The sequence below is a fragment of the Streptococcus sp. A23 genome (assembly GCF_043674155.1).
GTDB lineage: Bacteria > Bacillota > Bacilli > Lactobacillales > Streptococcaceae > Streptococcus > Streptococcus suis_V.
The window spans coordinates 1-21,514 of the sequence record NZ_JBIMJP010000017.1; the positions used below are offsets into that span (position 1 = coordinate 1).

Here is a 21,514-nt window from a genome sequence, read left to right on the forward strand (position 1 = left end):
TTCCTAACTCTATTATACTACTTTACATATGAAAAAGCCGTTAGAAATACAATTCTAACGACTTTGTCTTCAGTCTGAGACTTGCCAGAAGCAAGTCTATTTTTTAGCATAAAAAAGCAAGGATTCAGTCCCTGCTTTTTTCAATGATTAGTTGAAATCAACATACTCTTTTTGAAGTTCAAGAACTTCTTCTGCCGTTGCACATTCTGTCAAGGCACGGTGAGCATATTCTTCCATCTTAGCTGTATCCAGTGTCTTCATGAGGCTACGTGTACGAAGGACAGAAGTTGCGCTCATAGAGAACTCATCCAAGCCCATTCCGACAAGAAGTGGAACAGCTTGTTGGTCACCAGCCATCTCGCCACACATACCAGCCCATTTGCCTTCTGCGTGTGCAGCCTTGATAACGTTGTTGATCAAGCGAAGGATAGACGGGTTGTAAGGTTGGTAGAGGTATGAAACTTGCTCGTTCATACGGTCTGCTGCCATTGTGTACTGGATCAAGTCGTTTGTACCAATTGAGAAGAAGTCAACTTCTTTAGCAAATTGATCTGCGATCATCGCTGCTGCAGGGATTTCAATCATGATACCCACTTGGATATCATCCGCAACTGCTACACCTTCTGCCAACAAGTTCGCTTTTTCTTCTTCAAGGATTGCTTTTGCCGCACGGAATTCTGTCAACAAGGCAACCATCGGGAACATGATACGAAGTTTACCATGTACAGATGAACGAAGAAGGGCACGCAACTGAGTACGGAACATCTGGTTACCAGTCTCAGAGATAGAGATACGAAGGGCACGGAAACCAAGGAATGGGTTCATTTCATGTGGAAGGTCGAAGTAAGGAAGTTCCTTATCACCACCGATATCCATTGTACGAACTACGACTGGTTTGCCGTTCATGCCTTCAAGAACAGCCTTGTAAGCTTCGTATTGCTCTTCTTCAGTTGGGAAGTCTTGTGAGTCCATGTACAAGAACTCTGTACGGTAAAGACCAACAGCTTCTGCACCGTTATCATTTACACCTTCAACGTCTTTTGGTGTACCGATGTTAGCTGCCAATTCAAAATGTTTACCGTCAGCTGTAACAGTTTGAGCGTCTTTCAAGAGTGCCCACTCAGCTTTTTGTTTCGCATAAGCTTCACCAGCCGCCTTAAATTCTGCAACCACTTCTTCAGATGGGTTGATAACAACTTCACCAGTGATACCGTTAACAGCGAGGACATCACCATCTTTCACGATTTCAGTAATATTATTTGTACCCAATACAGCTGCAATTTCGAGTGTACGAGCCATGATAGCTGAGTGACTTGTACGTCCACCGATGTTTGTTACAAAAGCTTTAACAAATTGCTTATTCAATTGAGCCGTATCAGAAGGTGTCAAGTCATGAGCAATCACGATAGACTCTTCATCAATTGTTGCTGGGTTTGGCAAACGAACACCAAGCAAGTGAGCTAGGACACGTTTAGCAACGTCGCGGATATCTGCTGCACGCTCTTGCATGTATGGGTTATCTTCCATACCTTCAAAGATAGCGATGAACATATCCGTTACTTCTTTCAAACCTGTTTCAGCATTTGTTTTCTTAGCACGGATTGTTTCCTTAATCTGACCAATCATTTCTGGGTCAGCAAGTACCATCAAGTGTGCATCAAATACGGCTGCGGCTTCTTCACCTAGGCTAGCTACTGCATTCTCACGAATAACAGAAAGCTCGTTTTGAGACGCTTCAAGAGCTGCATCCAAACGAGCTTCTTCTGCATTTGTATCTTCAACTGTAACAGTTTCAAAAGATAAATCGGGTTGAACCAGTAGATATGCCTTAGCAACGGCAACACCATCAGATGCTGCAATTCCTTTAAGCATTTCTGTCATGTTCTTATGCCAATCCTTCTTTTTCCATTGTTTCTGTGATTGCTGCGATTGCGTCGTCAGCATCTGCACCTTCAGCAGAGATTGTTACGTCAGCACCTTGGCCAACACCAAGAGACATAACACCCATGATGGACTTAAGGTTTACAGATTTTTCTTTGTAATTCAAAGTGATGTCTGAAGCGAATTTGCTAGCTGTTTGAACGAGCAAAGTTGCTGGACGTGCGTGGATACCTGTTTCTGCCACGATGTGGAAGTCTTTTGAAGCCATATTTGGATTCTCCTTTTTGTTTTACAAAATTTGGGCTATTATGATAACCCTTACAAGGAGGATTATACCACTTTTTGAAATCATTTTCAAGATTTTTTTGCATTTCTTTCATTTTTCTAAGAAAAAGACCTGCCTGGTCGCAAGTCCTTTCTATCTTAAAAATATTGAATAAGAGCCGTAACAAATTGACTAGTAGATAGGGGTTCTACTCCCAAATCCTTTGCAAAGTCAACAGTTACCTGTTTATTTTCAAAAGCTTTTTCGAGTCCAGAAACAATAATCTCTGCTGCTTCTTTCCAATTCATATAATCCAACATCATACAAGCAGACAATAGAACGGAACTTGGATTAGCCTTGTTTTGGCCAGCAATATCTGGCGCTGTTCCATGAGTAGCTTCAAAAATGGCATGTCCTGTTTGGTAATTGATATTTGCACCTGGTGAGATGCCGATTCCACCAACCTGGGCCGCTAGAGCATCTGAAGCGTAGTCTCCGTTGAGATTGGTGAGGGCCACCACATCGAACTTTTCTGGAGCAAGTAAGATTTGCTGAAGGAAATTGTCCGCAATAATATCGTTGACTACCAAATCACCCGACTCAAGAAGATCCGCATATTCTTGTTGAGCCAGTTCATAGCCCCATTTACGGAAACCACCTTCCGTGAACTTTTGAATGTTACCCTTATGGACCAGGGTTACATTTTTTAGGCCATTTTCCAAGGCGTAATCAATAGCAGAGCGAACCAAGCGCTTGCTGCCTTCCTCAGAAATCGGCTTGATACCGATACTGGATGTCTCAGGGAAACGAATTTTACTAACTCCCATCTGGTCCTTCAAGAAAGCAAGCACCTGTGCTACTTCAGCAGTTCCAGCATCCCATTCGATACCTGCATAAATATCTTCTGTATTTTCACGGAAAATCGTAATATTGGTTTTTTCAGGCTCTTTGAGTGGACTAGGCACTCCCTTAAAATAGCGGACTGGCCGCACACAGGCAAAGAGGTCCAGTTCCTGGCGCAAGGCCACATTCAGTGATCGATGGCCCTTACCAACAGGCGTTCCCAGCGGTCCTTTAATAGCCACGAGGTGGTCCTTAATGGTGGCTAAGGTCTCGTCTGGTAAGGAAGTTCCTGTTGTTTCATAGGCCTTTTCACCGGCCAATACTTCCTTCCAGACAATCTGACGCTGGCCATCATAAGCCTTTTCAACTGCCGCATCAATCGCAGACTGAGCCGCTGACCAAATATCCTTACCGACACCATCCCCCTCGATATAGGGAATAACGGGTTGGTCAGGAACCAGCAACTTTCCATTTTCAAATCTAATTTTTTCTGCCATACTTATCTCTTTCCGATTGGGATATAGGTCAAATTCCGTCCACCTAGATAGGACGAACGAGGACGGATGAGCTTATTGTTCTTGCGTTGTTCCTGTACATGGGCAATCCAGCCGGCCATACGACTCATGGCAAAAATCAAGGTGAAAATATCACTGTCAATGCCCAAAACATGGTATACCGTCGCCGAATAGAAATCCACGTTCGGAATCAATCCTTTTTTGTGCTTGATAAAGTCCTCTACTTCTTCGGACAAGCGATAGAAGGCCTCATCATCCGTTCCCATTGTCAAATCACGCGCCATTTCCTTCAAATATTCTTGACGAGGATCCACCGTTTGATAAACCCGGTGACCAAAGCCCATAATTTTTTCTTTTGAGTCCAATTTTTGCTGCAAGTAACCTTCTGTATCACCAGATTCACGGATTGCCAGCAACATATCGAAAACCCGCTCATTAGCTCCGCCATGTAGAGAACCCTTGAGCGTTCCAATAGCTGTCGTCACGCAAGAATAAATATCTGTCAGGGTGGAGGCGGTCACGCGCGCCGCAAAGGTCGAGGCGTTGAGTTCATGGTCAGCATGGAGGACCAGTGCCTTGCTAAAGGCCTTGACTTGCAAATCTGTCGGCTCCTTCCCATTGAGCATATAGAGGAAATTAGCCGCAAAGCCCAGATCCTCACGAGGCTCAATCGGCACCAAGCCCTTCCGCAGACGAGCAAAGGTTGCAATGATTGTCGGAACCTTAGCCATAATCTGAATCGACTGGTCATAGAGGGCCTCCAGCGAACTTTCCTCAGCCCGAACATTGTAAACACCTAAAAGTGACACCGTTGACCGCAAGACACTCATCGGGTGCAGGTGTCTGCGTGACTGGATGAGAATGCACTGCTCCACCGCATCAGAAATGGCATACTCAGCCCGCAAGGCTTTTTCAAAATAATTAAGCTCAATCTGCGTCGGGAGGTGCAAGTTCCAAAGCAGGTAAATGACCTCTTCAAAAGACGCATTATTGTCCATTAACTCTGAAATATCATAACCAGCATAGGAAAGGCGGTCATTTTCAATCGCACTAATGCGCGTATCGCAGGCAATGGCATCTTTCAATCCATTTGTTTCTGTCATAGTTGACCTCCTAGTTTCTTTCTCACCACCATTGGCAAAATGCCTCCGTGGCGGTAATAACGAATATCAGCCTCCGCATCAAAGCGAGCCAGAGCCTGAAATTCCTTGGTTTCATTTTCCGAAATAGCCCGAACGGTTACCATCTGACCAACCGTCACATCCTCCGGCAAATCGATAGAGTAGGTTTCCAAACCAGTCAAGCCCAGACTGTCTGCTGTCTGCCCCTCAAGGAATTGCAAGGGTAGGACACCCATCATGACTAGATTAGAGCGGTGAATGCGTTCAAAGGATTCTGCCAATACAGCCTTGACACCCAAAAGATTGGCCCCCTTGGCTGCCCAGTCACGACTAGAACCCATCCCATAGTCCTTACCAGCAATTACCAGGCTACCAATTCCAGCCTCCTGATACTTCATAGCAACATCATAAATCGGTAGAATTTCGCCATCATACTTGGTAAAACCACCAATTTTTCCATCTGCCAACTCATTTTTAATCCGGATATTGGCAAATGTTCCTCGCATCATGACCTGGTGGTTCCCACGGCGACTACCATAGGAGTTGAAGTCAAAGTATGAAATCCCATTATCCTCTAGGTAGCGAGCAGCGGGACTGAGTCGCGCAATGTTCCCCGCTGGTGAAATGTGGTCGGTAGTGACAGAGTCTCCAAATTTGGCCAGGACTGCTAGATTGTCCAAAGGCTTGATAGATAAATCTGCCTGCATATTATCAAAATATGGTGGGTTTTGGATGTAGGTTGACTTGTCATTCCAGGCATAATTTTTATCCGACGTCGTTTCAATGGCATTCCAAGCTTGACTATCTGTAAAGACCTGTTGGTATTCTTCCTTATAAAGGTCACGGGTCACATACTGCTCGATATAGGCATCTACTTCCTCACGACTTGGCATGATGTCTGAGAGATAGACAGGTTGACCATTCTGGTCTTGACCAAGCGGCTCTGTCGTCAAGTCAACATTCATGTTTCCTGCAATGGCATAGGCCACTACAAGGGGCGGACTTGCAAGGAAATTAGCTTTGACAAGCGGATTGATACGGCCCTCAAAGTTGCGGTTTCCAGATAAGACTGCCGAAACCAGCAAATCTTCTTCCTTAATGGCTTCTGCAACTTCTACTGGCAAATCACCGGAATTCCCGATACAAGTGGTACAACCATAGCCGACCAAGTTAAATCCAAGCGCATCCAGATAGGCTTGGAGGCCTGAATTTTTCAAGTAACCTGTAACAACTTTTGAACCAGGTGCCAGAGAAGTCTTGACCGTTTTATTGACTGTCAGGCCTTTTTCAACCGCATTCTTAGCCAGTAATCCTGCCGCTAAAAGTACGTAGGGGTTAGATGTATTTGTACAAGAGGTAATAGCTGCAATGGCTACATGACCTGTCTGAATCGTCTCATCTCCGTCCGCATAATGCACCGTCGCTGTCTTCTCTAACTCTGCCTTGTCCAAACCAAAACCACGAACACCAACTTCACGAGTGATGCTGGCAGCAAATTCCTCCTTGGCATCGGTCAATTCAATCAAATCTTGCGGCCGTTTTGGTCCAGAAATAGACGGCACCACCGTTGACAAATCCAACTCCAAAACCTTGGTGTAGGTTGGGAAATTGACCTCATCGTAGAACAGATGATTGACCTTGGCATAAGCCTCCGTCAAGGCGATATGGTCCTCTGAACGGTTGGTCAGGCGCATGTAGTTTAAGGTCTCAGCATCGATCGGGAAGTAACCACAAGTCGCGCCATACTCAGGTGCCATGTTGGAAACCGTCGCCCGGTCAGCCAGTGCCAATGAAGACAGACCCGGTCCAAAAAATTCAACAAACTTGCCGACAACATTTTCCTGGCGGAGCAATTGTGTCACCCGTAGAGCCAAATCTGTCGCTGTCGCAACCTTGGGCAGACTGCCTGTCAAATGAACACCAATCACTTCTGGAATTGGGAAATAAGACGCCTCTCCCAACATAGCTGCCTCGGCCTCAATACCTCCGACACCCCAGCCCAGAACACCGATACCGTTGATCATGGTCGTATGGCTGTCCGTACCGAACATAGAATCTGGATAAAGTAGGCCATCCTGCTCGATGACAACATCACTGAGGAACTCAATATTGACCTGGTGGATAATCCCTGTTGCAGGTGGCACAGCCCGATAATTCTCAAAAGAGTTTTCCGCCCATTTTAAGAATTCATAACGCTCGTTATTGCGCTCAAATTCTAGCTCAATATTTTTTTCCAGAGCTTGGTCCGTACCGAAGTAATCGACCTGCACAGAGTGGTCAACCACCAAATCAACTGGAATTTCGGGGTTAATCAAATCAGGACTGCCACCCGCCTTAACCACCGCATCACGCATGGATGCAAGGTCAACCACAACTGGAACCCCTGTAAAATCCTGCAAAATAACACGACTAGGCTTAAAAGGAACCTCACCCTGTGGAGCTGCAGCCTGGTAGGTCACCAAATCTTTAATGTGACTTTTGGTCACATCTACACCATCTTCCTTACGAAGTAAGCTTTCTAACAGAATACGAATCGTATAAGGGAGTGCCTGAATATTCACACCATGTTCTTGGGCAACCTCTCCCAAATCATAGTAAGAGAATAATTGTTGTTTGTGTTCAAAATTCGATTTGTTCTTTTGAGTCATGTCTGCTACCTCTATGTATTCATTATGTATATTATACTGGAAGTTGCTTTTTTTATTCAAACACAACTTAACCATGAATGTCATATTTTATGACATATGGTGATTTCGCATAGAAAACAGCTCTACTACGGCTTAAACAAAGCTTGTAGACCTCATTTTCAGAAAACACTACATGTAGTATTTTCTTGTTCGTTATTCGTCTATATTTTGTGATTTGTTTAAGCTAACCCCTTGACTTTAACCCCAAAATCTTGTATTCTAGATTGGTAAATTTGAAGGGAATTATGCAATTTCCTTGTAAACAAAGGAGAAATCGAATGGTTACTATCTATTCAAAAAATGATTGTGTACAGTGCAAGATGTCTAAGAAATTCCTAGACCAACACGGTGTGGAATACAAGGAAATTAACCTGGATGAGCAGCCAGAATTTATTGACCACGTCAAAGGACTTGGTTTCTCATCAGCGCCAGTGATTGAAACCGAAAACGACGTTTTCTCTGGTTTCCAACCTGCAAAATTAAAAGCCTTAGTATAAGAACCCTATTATAGAAAGAGATTGCGACTATGAGTTTGAAAGATTTGGGCGATGTGTCCTACTTCCGTTTAAATAACGAAATCAACCGTCCTGTCAATGGACAAATCCCCCTCCACAAGGATCAGGAGGCCCTTAAAGCCTTTTTCAAGGAAAATGTTATCCCTAACAGCAAGCAATTCGATAGTATTTTGGATAAAATCAACTATCTTGTCGAGGAAAATTATTTAGAAAAAGAATTTTTGGAGCAGTACAGCCCAGAATTTCTCATTAAAATTGGCCAATTTTTGAAAGACCAGAACTTCCAATTTAAGTCTTTCATGGCAGCCTACAAGTTTTATAACCAGTACGCCCTTAAGACAAACGACGGTGCTTACTATCTGGAAAGCATGGAGGACCGCGTCCTCTTCAACGCCCTCTATTTTGCGGAAGGTGACGAAGAATTGGCCTTGGATTTGGCAAACGAGATGATCCACCTGCGTTACCAGCCTGCAACTCCTTCCTTCCTCAATGCTGGTCGTGCTCGCCGTGGTGAATTGGTATCCTGTTTCTTGCTTCAAGTAACAGACGACATGAACTCTATCGGTCGGTCTATCAACTCTGCTCTGCAATTATCCCGTATCGGTGGCGGTGTCGGTATCTCCCTCAGCAACCTGCGTGAGGCTGGCGCTCCTATCAAGGGATATGAAGGAGCTGCATCTGGTGTCGTTCCAGTTATGAAACTTTTTGAAGATAGTTTCTCTTATTCCAACCAGCTTGGTCAGCGTCAAGGTGCCGGTGTGGTTTACTTGGATGTTTTTCACCCAGATATTATCGCTTTCCTTTCGACTAAGAAGGAAAATGCGGATGAGAAAGTTCGTGTAAAAACCCTTTCTCTCGGTATCACTGTTCCTGATAAGTTCTACGAATTGGCTCGTAAAAATGAGGACATGTACCTCTTCAGCCCTTACTCTGTTGAGCTAGAATACGGCGTGCCATTCAGCTATTTGGACATTACAGCTAAATATGACGAGTTGGTGGCCAACCCTCGCATTCGTAAGACAAAAATCAAGGCCCGCGATTTGGAGACAGAAATTTCAAAACTCCAACAAGAATCAGGCTATCCGTATGTCATCAACATTGACACGGCCAACCGCAGCAATCCAGTTGACGGTAAAATCATCATGTCCAACCTTTGCTCAGAAATCCTGCAAATCCAGACACCAAGCGTCATCAACGATTCGCAAGAATATTTGACAATGGGTACTGACGTTTCATGTAACTTGGGTTCAACCAACATTGTTAACCTCATGAAATCACCTGACTTTGGTCGTTCTGTTCGTGCTATGACACGCGCCTTGACCTATGTTACTGACCATTCTCACATTTCTGCTGTGCCTTCGATTGAGGCAGGTAATGAGCGTGCACATTCGATTGGTTTGGGTGCCATGGGACTTCATTCTTACTTGGCGCAAAACTTGGTGGACTACGGTTCAAAAACAGCCGTTGAATTTACCAATATCTACTTCATGCTCCTCAACTACTGGACTTTGGTAGAATCAAACAACATTGCACGCGAACGCAAGGCGACTTTTGATAACTTTGAAAACTCAAAATACGCAGACGGCACTTATTTCGATAAGTATGTGACAGGCGACTACCAACCACAATCTGACCGTGTTAAAGAATTGTTCCAAGGTATTTTCATTCCAAGCGGACAAGATTGGGCTGACCTGCGTGATAAGGTGATGGCAGACGGTCTTTACCACCAAAACCGCTTGGCAGTTGCACCAAACGGCTCTATTTCCTATATCAATGATGTCTCTGCTTCCATCCACCCAATTACTCAACGGATTGAAGAACGTCAAGAGAAGAAAATCGGTAAAATCTATTATCCAGCAGCAGGCTTGGCAACGGAAACTATTCCGTTCTACAAATCAGCCTACGACATGGATATGCGCAAGGTGATTGATGTCTACGCTGCTGCTACTGAGCACGTCGACCAAGGTTTGTCACTGACCCTCTTCCTCCGCAGCGAATTGCCAAAAGAGCTTTACGAGTGGAAAAATGAGAACAAGCAGACAACCCGTGACCTCTCTATCCTGCGCAACTACGCCTTCAACAAAGGCATCAAGTCTATCTACTACATCCGCACCTTCACCGACGACGGAGAAGAAATCGGATCAAACCAATGTGAAAGTTGTGTAATTTAACGTGGCAAGTGTTGTTGAAACTAACGTTTCTAACAACACTACGGAAAGTTCTATGGAACATTTCCTGGCCACCTTACTAACTTCCACAAAATAGTTAACTAACGTCCTTTGGGCGTTTTTTAACAGAAATATGATACAATAGTTTCAACACTTTATGATAAGGAAAGAGATGAACATGTCACAAACCTACTACAAAGCCATAAACTGGAATGCCATTGAAGATGTCATTGACAAATCGACCTGGGAAAAATTGACCGAGCAATTTTGGCTCGACACGCGTATCCCTTTGTCCAATGACTTGGATGACTGGCGCAAATTGACTGCCGAAGAGAAAGACCTGGTTGGCAAGGTCTTTGGTGGTCTGACACTCTTGGATACCCTTCAATCTGAAACAGGTGTTCAAGCCCTCCGCCAAGATGTGCGGACACCACACGAAGAGGCTGTTTACAACAACATCCAATTCATGGAGTCTGTTCACGCCAAGTCCTACTCTTCTATCTTCTCCACTCTTAACACCAAGTCAGAGATTGAAGAAATTTTTGAATGGACCAACAGCAATGAATACCTGCAACGCAAGGCTAAAATCATCAACGAAATTTATGAAAATGGCACAGCGCTCGAGAAGAAAGTAGCCAGCGTATTTTTAGAGACTTTCCTTTTCTATTCTGGTTTCTTCACTCCGCTCTACTATCTTGGAAATAACAAGCTGGCCAACGTTGCAGAAATCATCAAACTGATTATCCGTGACGAATCTGTCCACGGTACCTATATCGGCTATAAATTCCAGCTCGGTTTCAATGAATTGACCGAAGAGGAGCAAGATAAGCTCCGTGACTGGATGTACGACCTGCTCTATCAGCTTTATGAAAATGAAGAAGGCTACACTCGTTCGCTCTATGATAGCGTTGGTTGGACTGAGGAAGTTTTGACCTTCCTACGCTACAATGCCAATAAAGCCCTCATGAACATGGGACAGGACCCACTCTTCCCAGATTCAGCGGATGATGTCAATCCAATCATCATGAACGGTATTTCGACCGGTACATCCAACCACGACTTCTTCTCTCAAGTTGGTAACGGCTACCTGCTCGGTGAAGTAGAGGCCATGCAGGATGATGATTACCTTTATGGTTTGTAAAATATATAAATAAAAAAGCAGTCGACCACTGCTTTTTTTCTATACCCCACCCAATATCATGCCATAGGCAATCAGGTTGTTGACAAAATGGAGCGCCATTGAATAGCGGATATCTCGTTTGAGCAAGAAAATCCATCCCAGATTGACTCCCATTGTAAAGTAAATCAAGAACTGCGGAATGGTTGCTGGTCCGTGTGGTAGGCTGAACAAAAGCCCTGACACAATCAAGTAAATCCCCACTGTTTTCATGCTCTGCATTTTCGGGAAGAAATAGGTGGCCAGAAAACCACGGAAAATCAATTCTTCCAGGATAGGGGCAAATACCACTACGGAGAAAAAGGCAAGAATGGGGTAAGCAGAAACAAACTGCACCACGATCATCTGGTTTTGGCTTTCCTCTACAGGAATGAGAAACTGAATGACAAAATAGACCAGGTAGACCAGAATAGGCCAGTGTAGCTTGTGGAACCAGCTGCTTTCGACGGTGTAGGCAATGGTCTTGCGTGGATAGACGACCTTCCAGAGGACCACAGCGAGGATTGTGGTCAACACGATTCCGATAATGCCGCTAATCCAGACTGCTTGTTCCACAATTGGAGCCGGTAGCTCTGCTGCTAGTTGGTCCTTGAAGATGCCCAGCGAGATAAAGCTGCTGGTGACCTGGCTTGCTAGGAAATAAAGCACTATTAAGCCTAAGTGTTTGATAAATTTTAACATAGATAACCCCTAATCTACTTTTCTAAATTCAGCAATAGCATCTAGTCTGACCAAGCGAGTCGTGGTCTTACCGGCCTTGCCTGTCTGACTGAGCTTGACCCAATCCTCATCGCATGCCTCAATCGTAAAATCCTGTCCAATCCCATCTTCAAAGACTACATGAACTGTAGCACCAACCAATTCTTCCACCATTTTTGACATGACATTTCCTCCATTTATCTGTTTTTTGAGTTTCTTGATCTGTTTGGCCAATTTCTTGACTTTTCCATCGTAGGAAAAATAGGATACAAACAGGAAACCAACCGCTGCAAGGGCAATATACTCCATACTTTCACCTCCGACTTATCCTAATGAACCATTCATGAGCATTTGCATCAAAAGCATGAGCAAAAATCCGATGATATTGTTGATGAAATGCACCAGCATGCTGTACTCCAAGCGTTTGCCTAGGCGGTAAATGAGACCTAGCACCAGCCCCATGCCCCCATACATAATCCAAGAACCAAGCCCTGTCGGAGCGTGCATGAGACCAAAGAGTAGGCTGGATAAGATGAGACCGAAGATAGATTCCTTGCCAAAGATTTTACCCATGATAAAGCCTCGGAAGACGATTTCCTCGACAATAGGAGCAAAAATAGATGTCAATAAAAACAAGATAATCGGAGGAAATCCCATATCTTCAATGGCTTGCTGATTGACTGTGTTGAGCCCTTCACCCGACAATTGCATGACAATGCCTGCTATGATTTTAACAGCAAAAACTGCAATAAATCCAAGGCCTACATAGGCCAACATCTTGAGAAAACCGTCCTGCCAAAATTTCGAAAGTAACTTCGCTTTACCTGCTAAGAAGATTTCCAAACCTGTCACTACCAGCAAGGCAGCGCTTGCCCAGACTAGATTGAGCCCTTGGTAATTGTCCAACCGAACTAAAACAAAGGTCGCTCCGATATTTAATGCAAAAGCCAAGAGAAACCATAAAATATAGGGCCAATTTTTCACCATATTCCATTCTTTAATTTTCATCGCAATCTCCTTTATATACACTAAGTCAGTTTTCATTACTTTCTTTTTCGATCAATAGCAGAGCAGGCAAGCCCAAAACCATCGGCAGAAGGATATTCAGATTTGACAAATCAATCTGCCCAGTAGCCAGCCATTCTCCGAAAACATAGCCAACTGCGTACAAGCCAAGACCGATAAAGGAAGCAAGATAAATTTTCTTAAAGACTTTCATTGTTGATACCTCCATTTACATTAAATGAATGTGATTTTCTTACGATTGGCAAAGTAGCAACTAACAAATCCTACTAAGGTCAGAAGAACAACTGTCATGGGAGTGACAAACTGGAAATACTCTGCTGCAGATGTTCCACTTTCCTGTAGAATTTGTAACTGCCAGATACCAATACTAACCAGCAGACTGTATACTGCAATCTGTAAGGTTTGATACAGAGTTCGTTTCATCATTTTCTTCCGAGCCATTTTTACATCATCCTTGGCAACCATCAATTTATCCAGACCCAACTGTTTGATAATGGCGTCCTGTTTGAATTGAGAATAGACAAGTGTCAAAAAGAGGCTGATTCCCATGACATCTTCTCCCAGCGCAAAGCTAACTAGGAAGCTGACCAGTGTCACTGTCATAAAGAGCATATACATATTGTTGCCGAAATTGGTCAAGGCCGCATAAGACACCTCGTCTAACTCACCAACAATATCATAGAAATAACGAATTGCTCGAATGTGTAGATTTTCCTTTTTCATAACTATCACCTAAAACTCTTTCAAAAATTCTTATTTAAAATAACGTCGGACCATACGAACCTGCATGATATTGATGTAAATGTGAAGAAAGGCAACAACTAGAAAGGCTGTAATTTGTCGCTCCTGCAATAGCATGCTGAGTACAAATAGGAATAGATACAAACCTGGTAACACGATTTGATTCAAAGTGAAGACGATTTGGAAACTCATTTCGTAGTTTGCTTGTTTTTCACCTTCGTCCATCGCCTCAGCAAAGTCTTTCATTTCTTTCACCGTAGCAAAAGCGGACAACTTATAGTCACGAATTTTCTGAGTTAGTTTCACAATAAAAACCTGAGAGATGAGAAGGATAACATAGAAAACTACGTCAAGAATGGACCCATACATAACTGCACTCTCTTCTAAGAAAGTGACCCCGAATCCTAAAACCAAATTTAACAATGTCAATGATACAGCAACATTGAATGATATGGTCGCATATTCTAGATTTCGATACATTTTCATATATAGGTCATCAATCAACTCTTCATCCTCATCTGAAATAGAATGGTAAAGTTTATGAGTTTGATTAGCCTTAAGACCAAAATATACGGTTCCAGCGAAAATCAAAAACGTAAAGATACGCAAGCAAATTAGAAAGTTATCTAGATTGACAAAAGACGGCAATCCAAGCTTAGAACTCAATACTCCAAAAAAGCCACAAAATGCACCAAAGATAGCTCCTAAAAGTAAATAGATAAGATTCCTCACCCATCTTTGTTTTGTCGTTAATTGTTTCCCTTGTTTCATTCTTCTACCTCCACTAATTGAAAGACATTTTCCACATTTTCGTTAAAAATCTGTGCTATACGCATGGCAATGACCACCGAGGGCGTGTATTCTCCCCGCTCAATCAAGCTAATGGTCTGCCGTGATACTTCTGCTAATTTTGCCAACTCAGTCTGGTTGAGGCTATCCCGTGCCCGCAACTCCTTGAGCCGATTTTTTAAGACATATTCCATGAGTTTTCCTTTCTAGGCTTGGTAGATAATCAAGCCTGTTTCTGTGTCTTCGACAGCTATATTTCCCTCGGCAAACTTAACCAATAAAAGATAGGTATAGTAGAAATCGCCTGCACAAGCCGCTGCATGTATAGTAGCCAATATCAGATAAAGAGATACATCCATCCTCCAAAAAACTGCTACCATGGTCAAGCCCAAACTAATCACAACAAAGGGAGCCAAGCTGATTACTAGCATTTGCATCCGATTATAGAGCGAACCTGGACTGGTCGCATAGGCCATACCCGATTTCCATTTAAAACCAAACTTAACAGGATTTTCAGGACAAAAAATCTTGAAAAATAATCCATGAATAGCTTCATGTACAACTATCAAAACAGGAAATAGAACTGTTGCTAGCCATAACTCTGGTAAGGTAAGTGGCAAATTTTGATCTACATTAGCCAGCAAGGAAAAGGCTAACTTACCGAATAGAAGAGCAAATGGGAAGACTAGAACAATCGCAAGAATATTCAATCCCCAGACAAATTTCTTATTTTCCATGATATTGACTTCATATAATTTCTTTTTCGCTTCCATCTTTCTTCTCCTTCATTTTCCTTCAAGCTAGACTAAACTATATAGTCCTAGAGCAACTCCAATCAGTAAGCCGAATATAGTTGCCCCTGTAATCATAATTGCTGCCATATCAGATGAAATGTGTCGTTTCATAAGGTTTCTCCTGTCTTTCCTTAGCTTTTTTCACTATTTTTCTTTTTGTTAAATTGCAGAGCTAACACCAGTGTCGCCAATAAAGGAGGAAAGGGATAACTCATTTCCGTCAAACTAAGGTCAAATCCTAGTAAGGCTAGAACTTTGAAGACCAAAATATTTATCAAGAAGAGCACGAGGAACAATAGCACTACTTTCATTCCATTTTTAACTGTCTTGTTCATTTTTCTTCTTTTTTCTCCATTTGTAAACTTGCTTCAATACAAGCAATTGAAGCAATTAGAGTAGTCATTAGTGCTGTGTCCATATCGCTCCAACCAAGCATATCTGAAAGGAGCATATAAGCTAATAATAGTATAGATAGAATTTCTACAAATCGAGCAACAGTTTTTCCAGTTATAACAATCTTATTTTCCATTTGACGACTCCTTCTCATTTGAACTTATTTGATGATTTCGCTTTCATCTCTTATCTTGATATCATTGTAACACTTCTTTTTCTTTTTGACAAGTATCTTTGTCAAAAAAACAATAAAAATTGTCAAAAAGTTTATGAAGATAGTCAAAATGTAGCTGATAATGGGCAATTGGACAAGCAAAAAAGCCCAAATGGGCTCGAATTTATAATTCTGATAAATACTTTCTCAAATCCTCATAGGTTGATGAAGGCAGGTGTACGCCGGGGTTGGCCACAATATAACTGGCGACACGATTGGCAAAGTCGAGCAACTGGTCCAAGGATTTTCCACTAGCTAATCCTGCCAATAGAGCGCCAACATGACTATCCCCCGCTCCCACCGCGTCTACCACTTGCGCTGGATAAGACCTTTGCTCATGCCATTGTCCATCGTAGGCCAAAGCTCCAGCCTCTCCTCTGGTTACTACCAGCGCTTGCCCGGTGCGTTCATTTAAGGTCTGCACAGCCTGCCTGATGTCAGTTTGACCTGATAATGTCAAAGCCTCTTGCTCATTAACATGGAGGATAGGAGACAAATCCAAGACTTGCTCCATACGCTGCTTAACTATCAGATGTCCTCGCGGTCCCGGCGCAAAAATGAGCTGGGCAGGAATAGTTTCCAAACTGTCCACTAATGCCTGACCTGTTTCTTCCTCCACTTCTAAACCACAAACGTAAACATAGTCGTACTCCGATAAATCCAACTGGTCCAGCCAAGTAGGGTCAAAATGGTATTCCACACCATGGTCGGACAGAAAGGTCCGTTCTCCGTCGCTTTCGATAAAGCAGTAACAACAGCCGTTGGCTCTTTCCACTAAAACCCGTGGTTCAATTCCAATTTTTTCCAGCTCATTCCTGACAAAATGACCGTAAATGCCCGTCCCTACCGGTGAAATGAAATCATAGTCCACACCCATGTGGTGCAGGATATTGACCACATTGAAAGCACAACCGCCCAGAGACAGGACCTGTTTGTCAATATGCGCATCGCCTTGCCGCCCCGGCAACTGATCCAGATAAATCATCACATCACAAACGGTCGAACCGATTACCAAACATTTTCCCATAGCAAAACCTCCGCTTTAGAGATAGTATAGCACAAAAACTCCCCTATCCAGAGATAAGAGAGTTTGAGAATGTTACAAATTTTCAGCAACAGCGCTCAGTAAGTCTACAATCTTAGACGCATCGCTACCACCTGCCATAGCCATATCCGGCTTACCGCCACCACGACCTGCTACGATTGGTGCAAGGACTTTGATGAGGTTTCCTGCATGAACATCGCTTGACTTGCTTGCCACAAGGACATTGACCTTGTCACCGATAGCCGCAACCAACACCAAGACATCCGAGTAGTCTTTCTGCTTCCAGTTGTCAGCAAATGTACGGAGAGCACCTGCATCTGAAACTTGGACCTGGCTGGCAATGTAGCGAATGCCGTTAGCATCTTTGACATCTTTGAAGACATCTCCAGCAGCTGCTGCCGCTGCCTTTTCTTTAAGAGCTGCATTTTCTTTTTGCAAATCGCGGAGCTCCGCAGCCAGTGCCTCCACTTTTGTCGGCACTTGGTCGATTTGTGGCACCTTAAGAGTCTGCGCAACAGCTTTGAGAGCATCCTCGCGGTCACGAAGAGCTAGGAAAGCTTCCTTGCCTGTCACCGCTAAAATACGGCGGGTGCCTGAACCGATTCCCTCTTCTTTGACAATCTTGAAGAGACCGATTTCAGCTGTATTGCCAACGTGGGTACCGCCACAAAGCTCGATAGAATAGTCACCGATTGTAACCACACGGACCACTTTGCCATACTTCTCACCAAAGAGGGCCATAGCACCCATTTCTTTTGCCGTATCCACATCCGTTTCAACTGTGACAATATCCAAGGCTTCCCAGATTTTTTCATTGACTTCATTTTCAATACGACGAAGTTCATCAGCTGTCACCGCTTCAAAGTGTGTGAAGTCAAAGCGGAGGAAGCCTTCCTCGTTCAAAGAACCAGCCTGGGTTGCATGCTCACCGATGACATTGTGAAGGGCAGCATGGAGCAAGTGAGTTGCTGTGTGGTTTTTCTCAACGCCACGACGACGGTTTGTGTCGATTTCAAGCGTGTAAGTTTGACCAAGTGAAATGCTGGCAGAGAGTTCTACGGTATGCAATGGCTGACCATTCGGGGCTTTCTGCACATCCACAACTGTTGCAAGGACATCACCTGAAGCATTTTTAATGACACCACGGTCGGCAACCTGACCACCCATTTCAGCGTAGAATGGTGTTTGGTCAAAGACAAGGAGGGCTTGACCTTCTGATACCGCTTCTGTCCGCTCATTGTCCGCGATAATCACTTCCAATTTGGCATCTAGGATAGTTTGACCATAGACAAAAGTTGAGCTTTCGGTAATACCTGCCAGGGTTTCATTTTGCATACCCATTGAGCCACCTTTGACAACGGCAGCACGGGCACGGTCCTGCTGTTCTTTCATGGCAACCTTGAAGCCTTCATGATCAATCTTATAACCCGCATCTTCAGCCAATTCCTCGGTCAATTCCACAGGGAAACCATAAGTGTCATAGAGCTTGAAGATGTCCTTACCTTCAAGAGTGTCCTTACCAGCTGCTTTCAAGTCAGCCAAAAGTTCCTCCAAGTGTCCGCTACCAGCATCAATGGTGCGAGCAAAGGTTTCTTCCTCACGTTTAACGATTTTCTCGATAAAGTCACGTTTTTCAAGCACTTCTGGGTAGTAGCTTTCCATGATATTGCCAACCGTTTCCACCAACTTGTACAAGAATGGCTCAGTAATACCCAAACGGCGACCGTGCATAACCGCACGACGGAGCAGACGACGGAGAACATAACCACGACCTTCATTTCCTGGAAGGGCACCATCACCGATGGCAAATGACAAAGCACGGATGTGGTCTGCGATGACCTTGAAGCTCATGTTATCGCCATCTTGGTCATAAGTTTTACCCGAAATCTTTTCGACTTCGCGAATGATTGGCAAGAAGAGGTCGGTTTCAAAGTTGGTCTTAGCCCCTTGGAAAATAGCTGCCAAACGCTCCAAGCCTGCACCCGTATCGATGTTTTTGTTTGGCAATTCCTTGTACTCAGAACGCGGAACAGCTGGATCAGCGTTAAACTGTGACAATACGATGTTCCAAATCTCGATGTAACGGTCGTTTTCAATATCTTCTTCCAACAAACGAATGCCAATATTTTCAGGATCAAAGTCTGTGCCACGGTCAAAGAAAATTTCCGTATCGGGTCCAGAAGGTCCCGCACCGATTTCCCAGAAATTATCCTCGAGTGGAATGAGGTGACTTGGGTCTACACCAAGCGCAATCCAGCGGTTGTAGGAATCCTTATCATCTGGATAGTAGGTCATGTAGAGCTTGTCTTTTGGAAAGGCAAACCATTCTGGACTTGTCAAGAGCTCATAGCCCCACTCAATGGCCTCATCACGGAAATAATCACCGATAGAGAAGTTGCCCAGCATTTCAAACATGGTGTGGTGGCGAGCGGTCTTACCAACATTTTCAATGTCGTTGGTACGTATTGATTTTTGAGCGTTAGTAATCCGTGGATTTTCAGGAATGACAGATCCATCGAAATATTTTTTAAGCGTTGCTACACCAGAGTTAATCCACAAAAGAGTTGGATCGTTTACTGGGACAAGGTTTGCGGAAGGCTCAACAGAGTGGCCTTTTGATTTCCAGAAATCCAACCACATTTGACGAATTTGAGCAGAAGATAGATTTTTCATAATTAAGATACCAAGCCCGATTAGAAGGCGACTGAAAAATAGGATACTGACAGGAAATCCTGATTTCCTAGACAGTTTATTTTTTTCCGAACCTTCCGGGCGGGTTCAGTTAGACTGATTAACTGAACCATTCCTTTCGTTTTTTGTTTGTTTAATGATGTTTAGCTTGATGCAGATTCCAGCATCTCCACATAGTCAATGGCGATGACTAGGGAAATAACTAAATCAGCATAGTCGTCGTGGTAAACTTTAACCGAATAATGAGAAGTTAGGTGAAAAAGTTCTTTGGAGATTTCAGCTACCAGCTGACCGTCGGCCGTCCGCAGTCGAAAATCCAAATCCCAGATATTGCCCTCAAGAGCTAGCCCCAGATTTTCCACCGAGTATTTATCTCTAAAGAAAGTCAATTTCTGTTTCAGATAAAAGGAATGCCCGCTGGCCATGTCAATGGTAAATTGAGGTAGCCAGGTCAGAAATTTCTTGGTAATCTGACTGATTTCCTGTCCTTGGCTGTTTACAATAGTGAACCGCTTGGGAATTTCCAGGAAGGAACCCTGAACCTGATAGGCTAGATTGCCCTGACTATCCTGAATATCGAATTTTTCTCCACCAAAGGTGAACCGCTGTTTCACAAGAAATTCTTTCATGATAACCTCCAAAAAAATGACAAGAAACCAAACGAAGGGCGAAAAACCGCGGTACCACCTTCATTCAATGACTTGTCATTCTTCATTCAGAATCTGTATTCACAGGTAAGCCAACCTCGACTTAGGTACTAAGGTACTTAGGTACTAAGGTACTGAGCTCTGGATACAGGTTCTCACTATTCAATTGTGCTAACGAGTAGCAAGATGATTTACTCAGATGGCTCGCAGCGACCGCCAATTTTCTGAACTGAGTGGATAACCATCCATTCTCGATAGATTATTTGTTTTCATCTTTCTTTTCTTCAGAGCTTGATGAAGCATCTGTCGAAGACGAAGCGTCTGTTGAAGATGAATTAACTTCAGATGGAATATACTGAGAAAGAATGTTTTGGAAGGCTGGGTCTTTGACCTTAACGTTAGCTGCTTTCAACTCTTCTGAAACAACAGTCGAAATGAAGGCTGCATCGTTTTGCTTAGCTGTAAGAATGACTTCTTTCAACTTGTCTTTGTATTCTTTCCAATCTTTTGCTTTTTCAGTTTTGCTTTCCAATTTTACAACATAGTAACTTGTTGTATAAGTTGTCGGGTCAACCACAGGGACGATAGACGCGCCAACTTGGCCATTGTCAAGTGCAAAGACTGCTTGTTGAACTTCTTTTGGCACTTCTGTTGAAGTAGAGTCAAACTTGACTTCTCCACCCTTGTCCTTAGCCTTGCTGTCTGCTGAATTATCCTTAGCCAATTGGGCGAAATCAGCACCGTCTTCCTGAGCTTTTGCCAAGATTTCTTTCGCCTTAGCTTCGTCTGTCAATTGGATGACACGCGCAGTTACTTCTGGCGTATAGTTTTCATAGGCAGCCTTATAGTTGTCATCTGTCAACTCTTTTTCTGCTGCTTGTTTAACAGCATATTCAACCAATTTATTGGTACGGATTTGTTGCTTATAGCTCTCTGTATTCAAGCCAGCTGATGCCAGGGCCTGCTGGAATGAATCACCATACTGCTCTGCCATTTTATCAAAAGCCTCAGTGACTTCCTTGTCTGATACCTTGTCTCCGTAATTTTCTTCAAATACTTCTGTAATCAGCATAGACAAGAGAACCTGCTGAGCATTTGGATTGTTTTTTACTTCGTCATAGAATTCCGAAACAGTAATGGTTTGCCCTTTTAAGCTGACAATATCCTTATCAGTTGATGAAGTACAAGCTGCTAGGGTAACTGCTGCTAACAATGTTACCGCACCAGCAATAATTTTTCTTGATTTCATTCGAAAATTAACACTCCTTCTTTCTTTAACCCATCCATTATACCATAAAATCTT

21 protein-coding genes are annotated in these 21,514 nt (G+C 43.5%); 3 read left to right on the forward strand and 18 right to left on the reverse strand.

The genetic code is table 11. From position 1 onward, the window contains the following. Positions 1-147 precede the first annotated feature (147 nt). From ptsP to acnA, 5 genes are all read right to left on the reverse strand, one after another. The gene (gene ptsP, locus ACHBIE_RS09045) at positions 148-1,881 is read right to left on the reverse strand and encodes a phosphoenolpyruvate--protein phosphotransferase (protein WP_257104436.1); all 1,734 of its coding nucleotides are present in this window, start codon (positions 1,879-1,881) and stop codon (positions 148-150) included. Positions 1,882-1,885: 4 nt separating this feature from the next. Then, the gene (locus tag ACHBIE_RS09050) at positions 1,886-2,149 is read right to left on the reverse strand and encodes a phosphocarrier protein HPr (RefSeq protein ID WP_002936050.1); all 264 of its coding nucleotides are present in this window, start codon (positions 2,147-2,149) and stop codon (positions 1,886-1,888) included. 155 nt (positions 2,150-2,304) lie between these two features. Continuing rightward, complete coding sequence (icd, locus tag ACHBIE_RS09055; RefSeq protein WP_105122188.1) at positions 2,305-3,486, reverse strand: NADP-dependent isocitrate dehydrogenase; 1,182 nt, start codon at positions 3,484-3,486, stop codon at positions 2,305-2,307. 2 nt (positions 3,487-3,488) lie between these two features. Beyond that, complete coding sequence (locus tag ACHBIE_RS09060) at positions 3,489-4,607, reverse strand: citrate synthase (protein WP_105160054.1); 1,119 nt, start codon at positions 4,605-4,607, stop codon at positions 3,489-3,491. Further along, positions 4,604-7,357: an aconitate hydratase AcnA gene (acnA, locus tag ACHBIE_RS09065; protein ID WP_394733177.1), complete on the reverse strand. Its 2,754-nt coding sequence runs from the start codon at positions 7,355-7,357 to the stop codon at positions 4,604-4,606. The genes ACHBIE_RS09060 and acnA overlap by 4 nt, the downstream gene beginning before the upstream one ends. Before the next feature lie 233 nt (positions 7,358-7,590). Between acnA and nrdH the strand changes: the two genes are divergently transcribed. The 3 genes from nrdH (at position 7,591) to nrdF (ending at position 11,136) form a co-directional block, all read left to right on the forward strand. Continuing rightward, the gene (gene nrdH / locus ACHBIE_RS09070; RefSeq protein WP_172009118.1) at positions 7,591-7,809 is read left to right on the forward strand and encodes a glutaredoxin-like protein NrdH; all 219 of its coding nucleotides are present in this window, start codon (positions 7,591-7,593) and stop codon (positions 7,807-7,809) included. A gap of 29 nt (positions 7,810-7,838) precedes the next feature. After that, positions 7,839-9,998 carry a class 1b ribonucleoside-diphosphate reductase subunit alpha gene (nrdE, locus tag ACHBIE_RS09075; RefSeq protein ID WP_394733178.1) on the forward strand — a complete coding sequence of 720 codons (2,160 nt, stop codon included), beginning with the start codon at positions 7,839-7,841 and terminating at the stop codon, positions 9,996-9,998. Between the two features lie 175 nt (positions 9,999-10,173). Further along, positions 10,174-11,136 (forward strand): class 1b ribonucleoside-diphosphate reductase subunit beta, encoded by a 963-nt coding sequence (gene nrdF / locus ACHBIE_RS09080; protein ID WP_125265516.1) that lies wholly within the window; start codon positions 10,174-10,176, stop codon positions 11,134-11,136. A gap of 39 nt (positions 11,137-11,175) precedes the next feature. On the opposite strand, the gene ACHBIE_RS09085 is transcribed toward nrdF, so the two are convergent. The 13 genes from ACHBIE_RS09085 to prsA all read right to left on the reverse strand — a co-directional run bounded on the left by ACHBIE_RS09085 (position 11,176) and on the right by prsA (position 21,460). Next, positions 11,176-11,853 (reverse strand): CPBP family intramembrane glutamic endopeptidase, encoded by a 678-nt coding sequence (locus ACHBIE_RS09085; RefSeq protein ID WP_125265517.1) that lies wholly within the window; start codon positions 11,851-11,853, stop codon positions 11,176-11,178. A gap of 9 nt (positions 11,854-11,862) precedes the next feature. Further along, positions 11,863-12,180 (reverse strand): hypothetical protein, encoded by a 318-nt coding sequence (locus ACHBIE_RS09090; RefSeq protein ID WP_125265518.1) that lies wholly within the window; start codon positions 12,178-12,180, stop codon positions 11,863-11,865. Positions 12,181-12,195: 15 nt separating this feature from the next. After that, entirely contained in the window at positions 12,196-12,879 is a 684-nt protein-coding gene (locus ACHBIE_RS09095) for a CPBP family intramembrane glutamic endopeptidase (RefSeq protein WP_161943061.1), read from the reverse strand. A gap of 25 nt (positions 12,880-12,904) precedes the next feature. Further along, entirely contained in the window at positions 12,905-13,090 is a 186-nt protein-coding gene (locus ACHBIE_RS09100) for a hypothetical protein (protein ID WP_105111439.1), read from the reverse strand. A 20-nt stretch (positions 13,091-13,110) separates the two neighbouring features. Beyond that, positions 13,111-13,620, reverse strand: coding sequence for a DUF3278 domain-containing protein (locus tag ACHBIE_RS09105; RefSeq protein WP_394733179.1), 510 nt, complete (start codon positions 13,618-13,620; stop codon positions 13,111-13,113). Positions 13,621-13,650: 30 nt separating this feature from the next. After that, the gene (locus ACHBIE_RS09110) at positions 13,651-14,409 is read right to left on the reverse strand and encodes a DUF3169 family protein (RefSeq protein ID WP_394733180.1); all 759 of its coding nucleotides are present in this window, start codon (positions 14,407-14,409) and stop codon (positions 13,651-13,653) included. Further along, positions 14,406-14,621 carry a helix-turn-helix transcriptional regulator gene (locus tag ACHBIE_RS09115; RefSeq protein ID WP_004299042.1) on the reverse strand — a complete coding sequence of 72 codons (216 nt, stop codon included), beginning with the start codon at positions 14,619-14,621 and terminating at the stop codon, positions 14,406-14,408. Before ACHBIE_RS09115 ends, ACHBIE_RS09110 begins: the two co-directional genes overlap by 4 nt. Before the next feature lie 12 nt (positions 14,622-14,633). Beyond that, the gene (locus tag ACHBIE_RS09120) at positions 14,634-15,200 is read right to left on the reverse strand and encodes a DUF3267 domain-containing protein (RefSeq protein ID WP_248055100.1); all 567 of its coding nucleotides are present in this window, start codon (positions 15,198-15,200) and stop codon (positions 14,634-14,636) included. A 352-nt stretch (positions 15,201-15,552) separates the two neighbouring features. Then, positions 15,553-15,750: a hypothetical protein gene (locus ACHBIE_RS09125; RefSeq protein ID WP_394733181.1), complete on the reverse strand. Its 198-nt coding sequence runs from the start codon at positions 15,748-15,750 to the stop codon at positions 15,553-15,555. 202 nt (positions 15,751-15,952) lie between these two features. After that, positions 15,953-16,855: a carbohydrate kinase family protein gene (locus tag ACHBIE_RS09130; RefSeq protein ID WP_394733182.1), complete on the reverse strand. Its 903-nt coding sequence runs from the start codon at positions 16,853-16,855 to the stop codon at positions 15,953-15,955. A gap of 72 nt (positions 16,856-16,927) precedes the next feature. Continuing rightward, positions 16,928-19,546, reverse strand: a complete 2,619-nt coding sequence (gene alaS, locus ACHBIE_RS09135; protein WP_394733183.1) for an alanine--tRNA ligase — start codon at positions 19,544-19,546, stop codon at positions 16,928-16,930. A 161-nt stretch (positions 19,547-19,707) separates the two neighbouring features. Further along, positions 19,708-20,193, reverse strand: a complete 486-nt coding sequence (locus ACHBIE_RS09140) for an LURP-one-related/scramblase family protein (protein WP_105122175.1) — start codon at positions 20,191-20,193, stop codon at positions 19,708-19,710. A gap of 277 nt (positions 20,194-20,470) precedes the next feature. Continuing rightward, on the reverse strand, positions 20,471-21,460 hold the full coding sequence (prsA, locus tag ACHBIE_RS09145) for a peptidylprolyl isomerase PrsA (protein WP_105111429.1): 990 nt from the start codon (positions 21,458-21,460) through the stop codon (positions 20,471-20,473). Positions 21,461-21,514 lie beyond the last annotated feature (54 nt).

Bases quoted from the DNA above. Each gene is read 5' to 3' on its own strand.
- acnA (WP_394733177.1), bottom strand. From the start codon at position 7,357: ATGACATTCATGGTTAAGTTGTGTTTGAATAAAAAAAGCAACTTCCAG.
- ACHBIE_RS09120 (WP_248055100.1), bottom strand. From the start codon at position 15,200: ATGGAAGCGAAAAAGAAATTATATGAAGTCAATATCATGGAAAATAAG.
- ACHBIE_RS09100 (WP_105111439.1), bottom strand. From the start codon at position 13,090: ATGAAAGTCTTTAAGAAAATTTATCTTGCTTCCTTTATCGGTCTTGGC.
- ACHBIE_RS09130 (WP_394733182.1), bottom strand. From the start codon at position 16,855: ATGGGAAAATGTTTGGTAATCGGTTCGACCGTTTGTGATGTGATGATT.
- icd (WP_105122188.1), bottom strand. From the start codon at position 3,486: ATGGCAGAAAAAATTAGATTTGAAAATGGAAAGTTGCTGGTTCCTGAC.
- ACHBIE_RS09095 (WP_161943061.1), bottom strand. From the start codon at position 12,879: ATGAAAATTAAAGAATGGAATATGGTGAAAAATTGGCCCTATATTTTA.
- alaS (WP_394733183.1), bottom strand. From the start codon at position 19,546: ATGAAAAATCTATCTTCTGCTCAAATTCGTCAAATGTGGTTGGATTTC.
- ACHBIE_RS09140 (WP_105122175.1), bottom strand. From the start codon at position 20,193: ATGAAAGAATTTCTTGTGAAACAGCGGTTCACCTTTGGTGGAGAAAAA.
- ACHBIE_RS09105 (WP_394733179.1), bottom strand. From the start codon at position 13,620: ATGAAAAAGGAAAATCTACACATTCGAGCAATTCGTTATTTCTATGAT.
- nrdE (WP_394733178.1), top strand. From the start codon at position 7,839: ATGAGTTTGAAAGATTTGGGCGATGTGTCCTACTTCCGTTTAAATAAC.
- ACHBIE_RS09115 (WP_004299042.1), bottom strand. From the start codon at position 14,621: ATGGAATATGTCTTAAAAAATCGGCTCAAGGAGTTGCGGGCACGGGAT.
- ACHBIE_RS09110 (WP_394733180.1), bottom strand. From the start codon at position 14,409: ATGAAACAAGGGAAACAATTAACGACAAAACAAAGATGGGTGAGGAAT.
- ACHBIE_RS09060 (WP_105160054.1), bottom strand. From the start codon at position 4,607: ATGACAGAAACAAATGGATTGAAAGATGCCATTGCCTGCGATACGCGC.
- nrdH (WP_172009118.1), top strand. From the start codon at position 7,591: ATGGTTACTATCTATTCAAAAAATGATTGTGTACAGTGCAAGATGTCT.
- ACHBIE_RS09090 (WP_125265518.1), bottom strand. From the start codon at position 12,180: ATGGAGTATATTGCCCTTGCAGCGGTTGGTTTCCTGTTTGTATCCTAT.
- ACHBIE_RS09085 (WP_125265517.1), bottom strand. From the start codon at position 11,853: ATGTTAAAATTTATCAAACACTTAGGCTTAATAGTGCTTTATTTCCTA.
- ACHBIE_RS09125 (WP_394733181.1), bottom strand. From the start codon at position 15,750: ATGGAAAATAAGATTGTTATAACTGGAAAAACTGTTGCTCGATTTGTA.
- nrdF (WP_125265516.1), top strand. From the start codon at position 10,174: ATGTCACAAACCTACTACAAAGCCATAAACTGGAATGCCATTGAAGAT.
- prsA (WP_105111429.1), bottom strand. From the start codon at position 21,460: ATGAAATCAAGAAAAATTATTGCTGGTGCGGTAACATTGTTAGCAGCA.
- ACHBIE_RS09050 (WP_002936050.1), bottom strand. From the start codon at position 2,149: ATGGCTTCAAAAGACTTCCACATCGTGGCAGAAACAGGTATCCACGCA.
- ptsP (WP_257104436.1), bottom strand. From the start codon at position 1,881: ATGACAGAAATGCTTAAAGGAATTGCAGCATCTGATGGTGTTGCCGTT.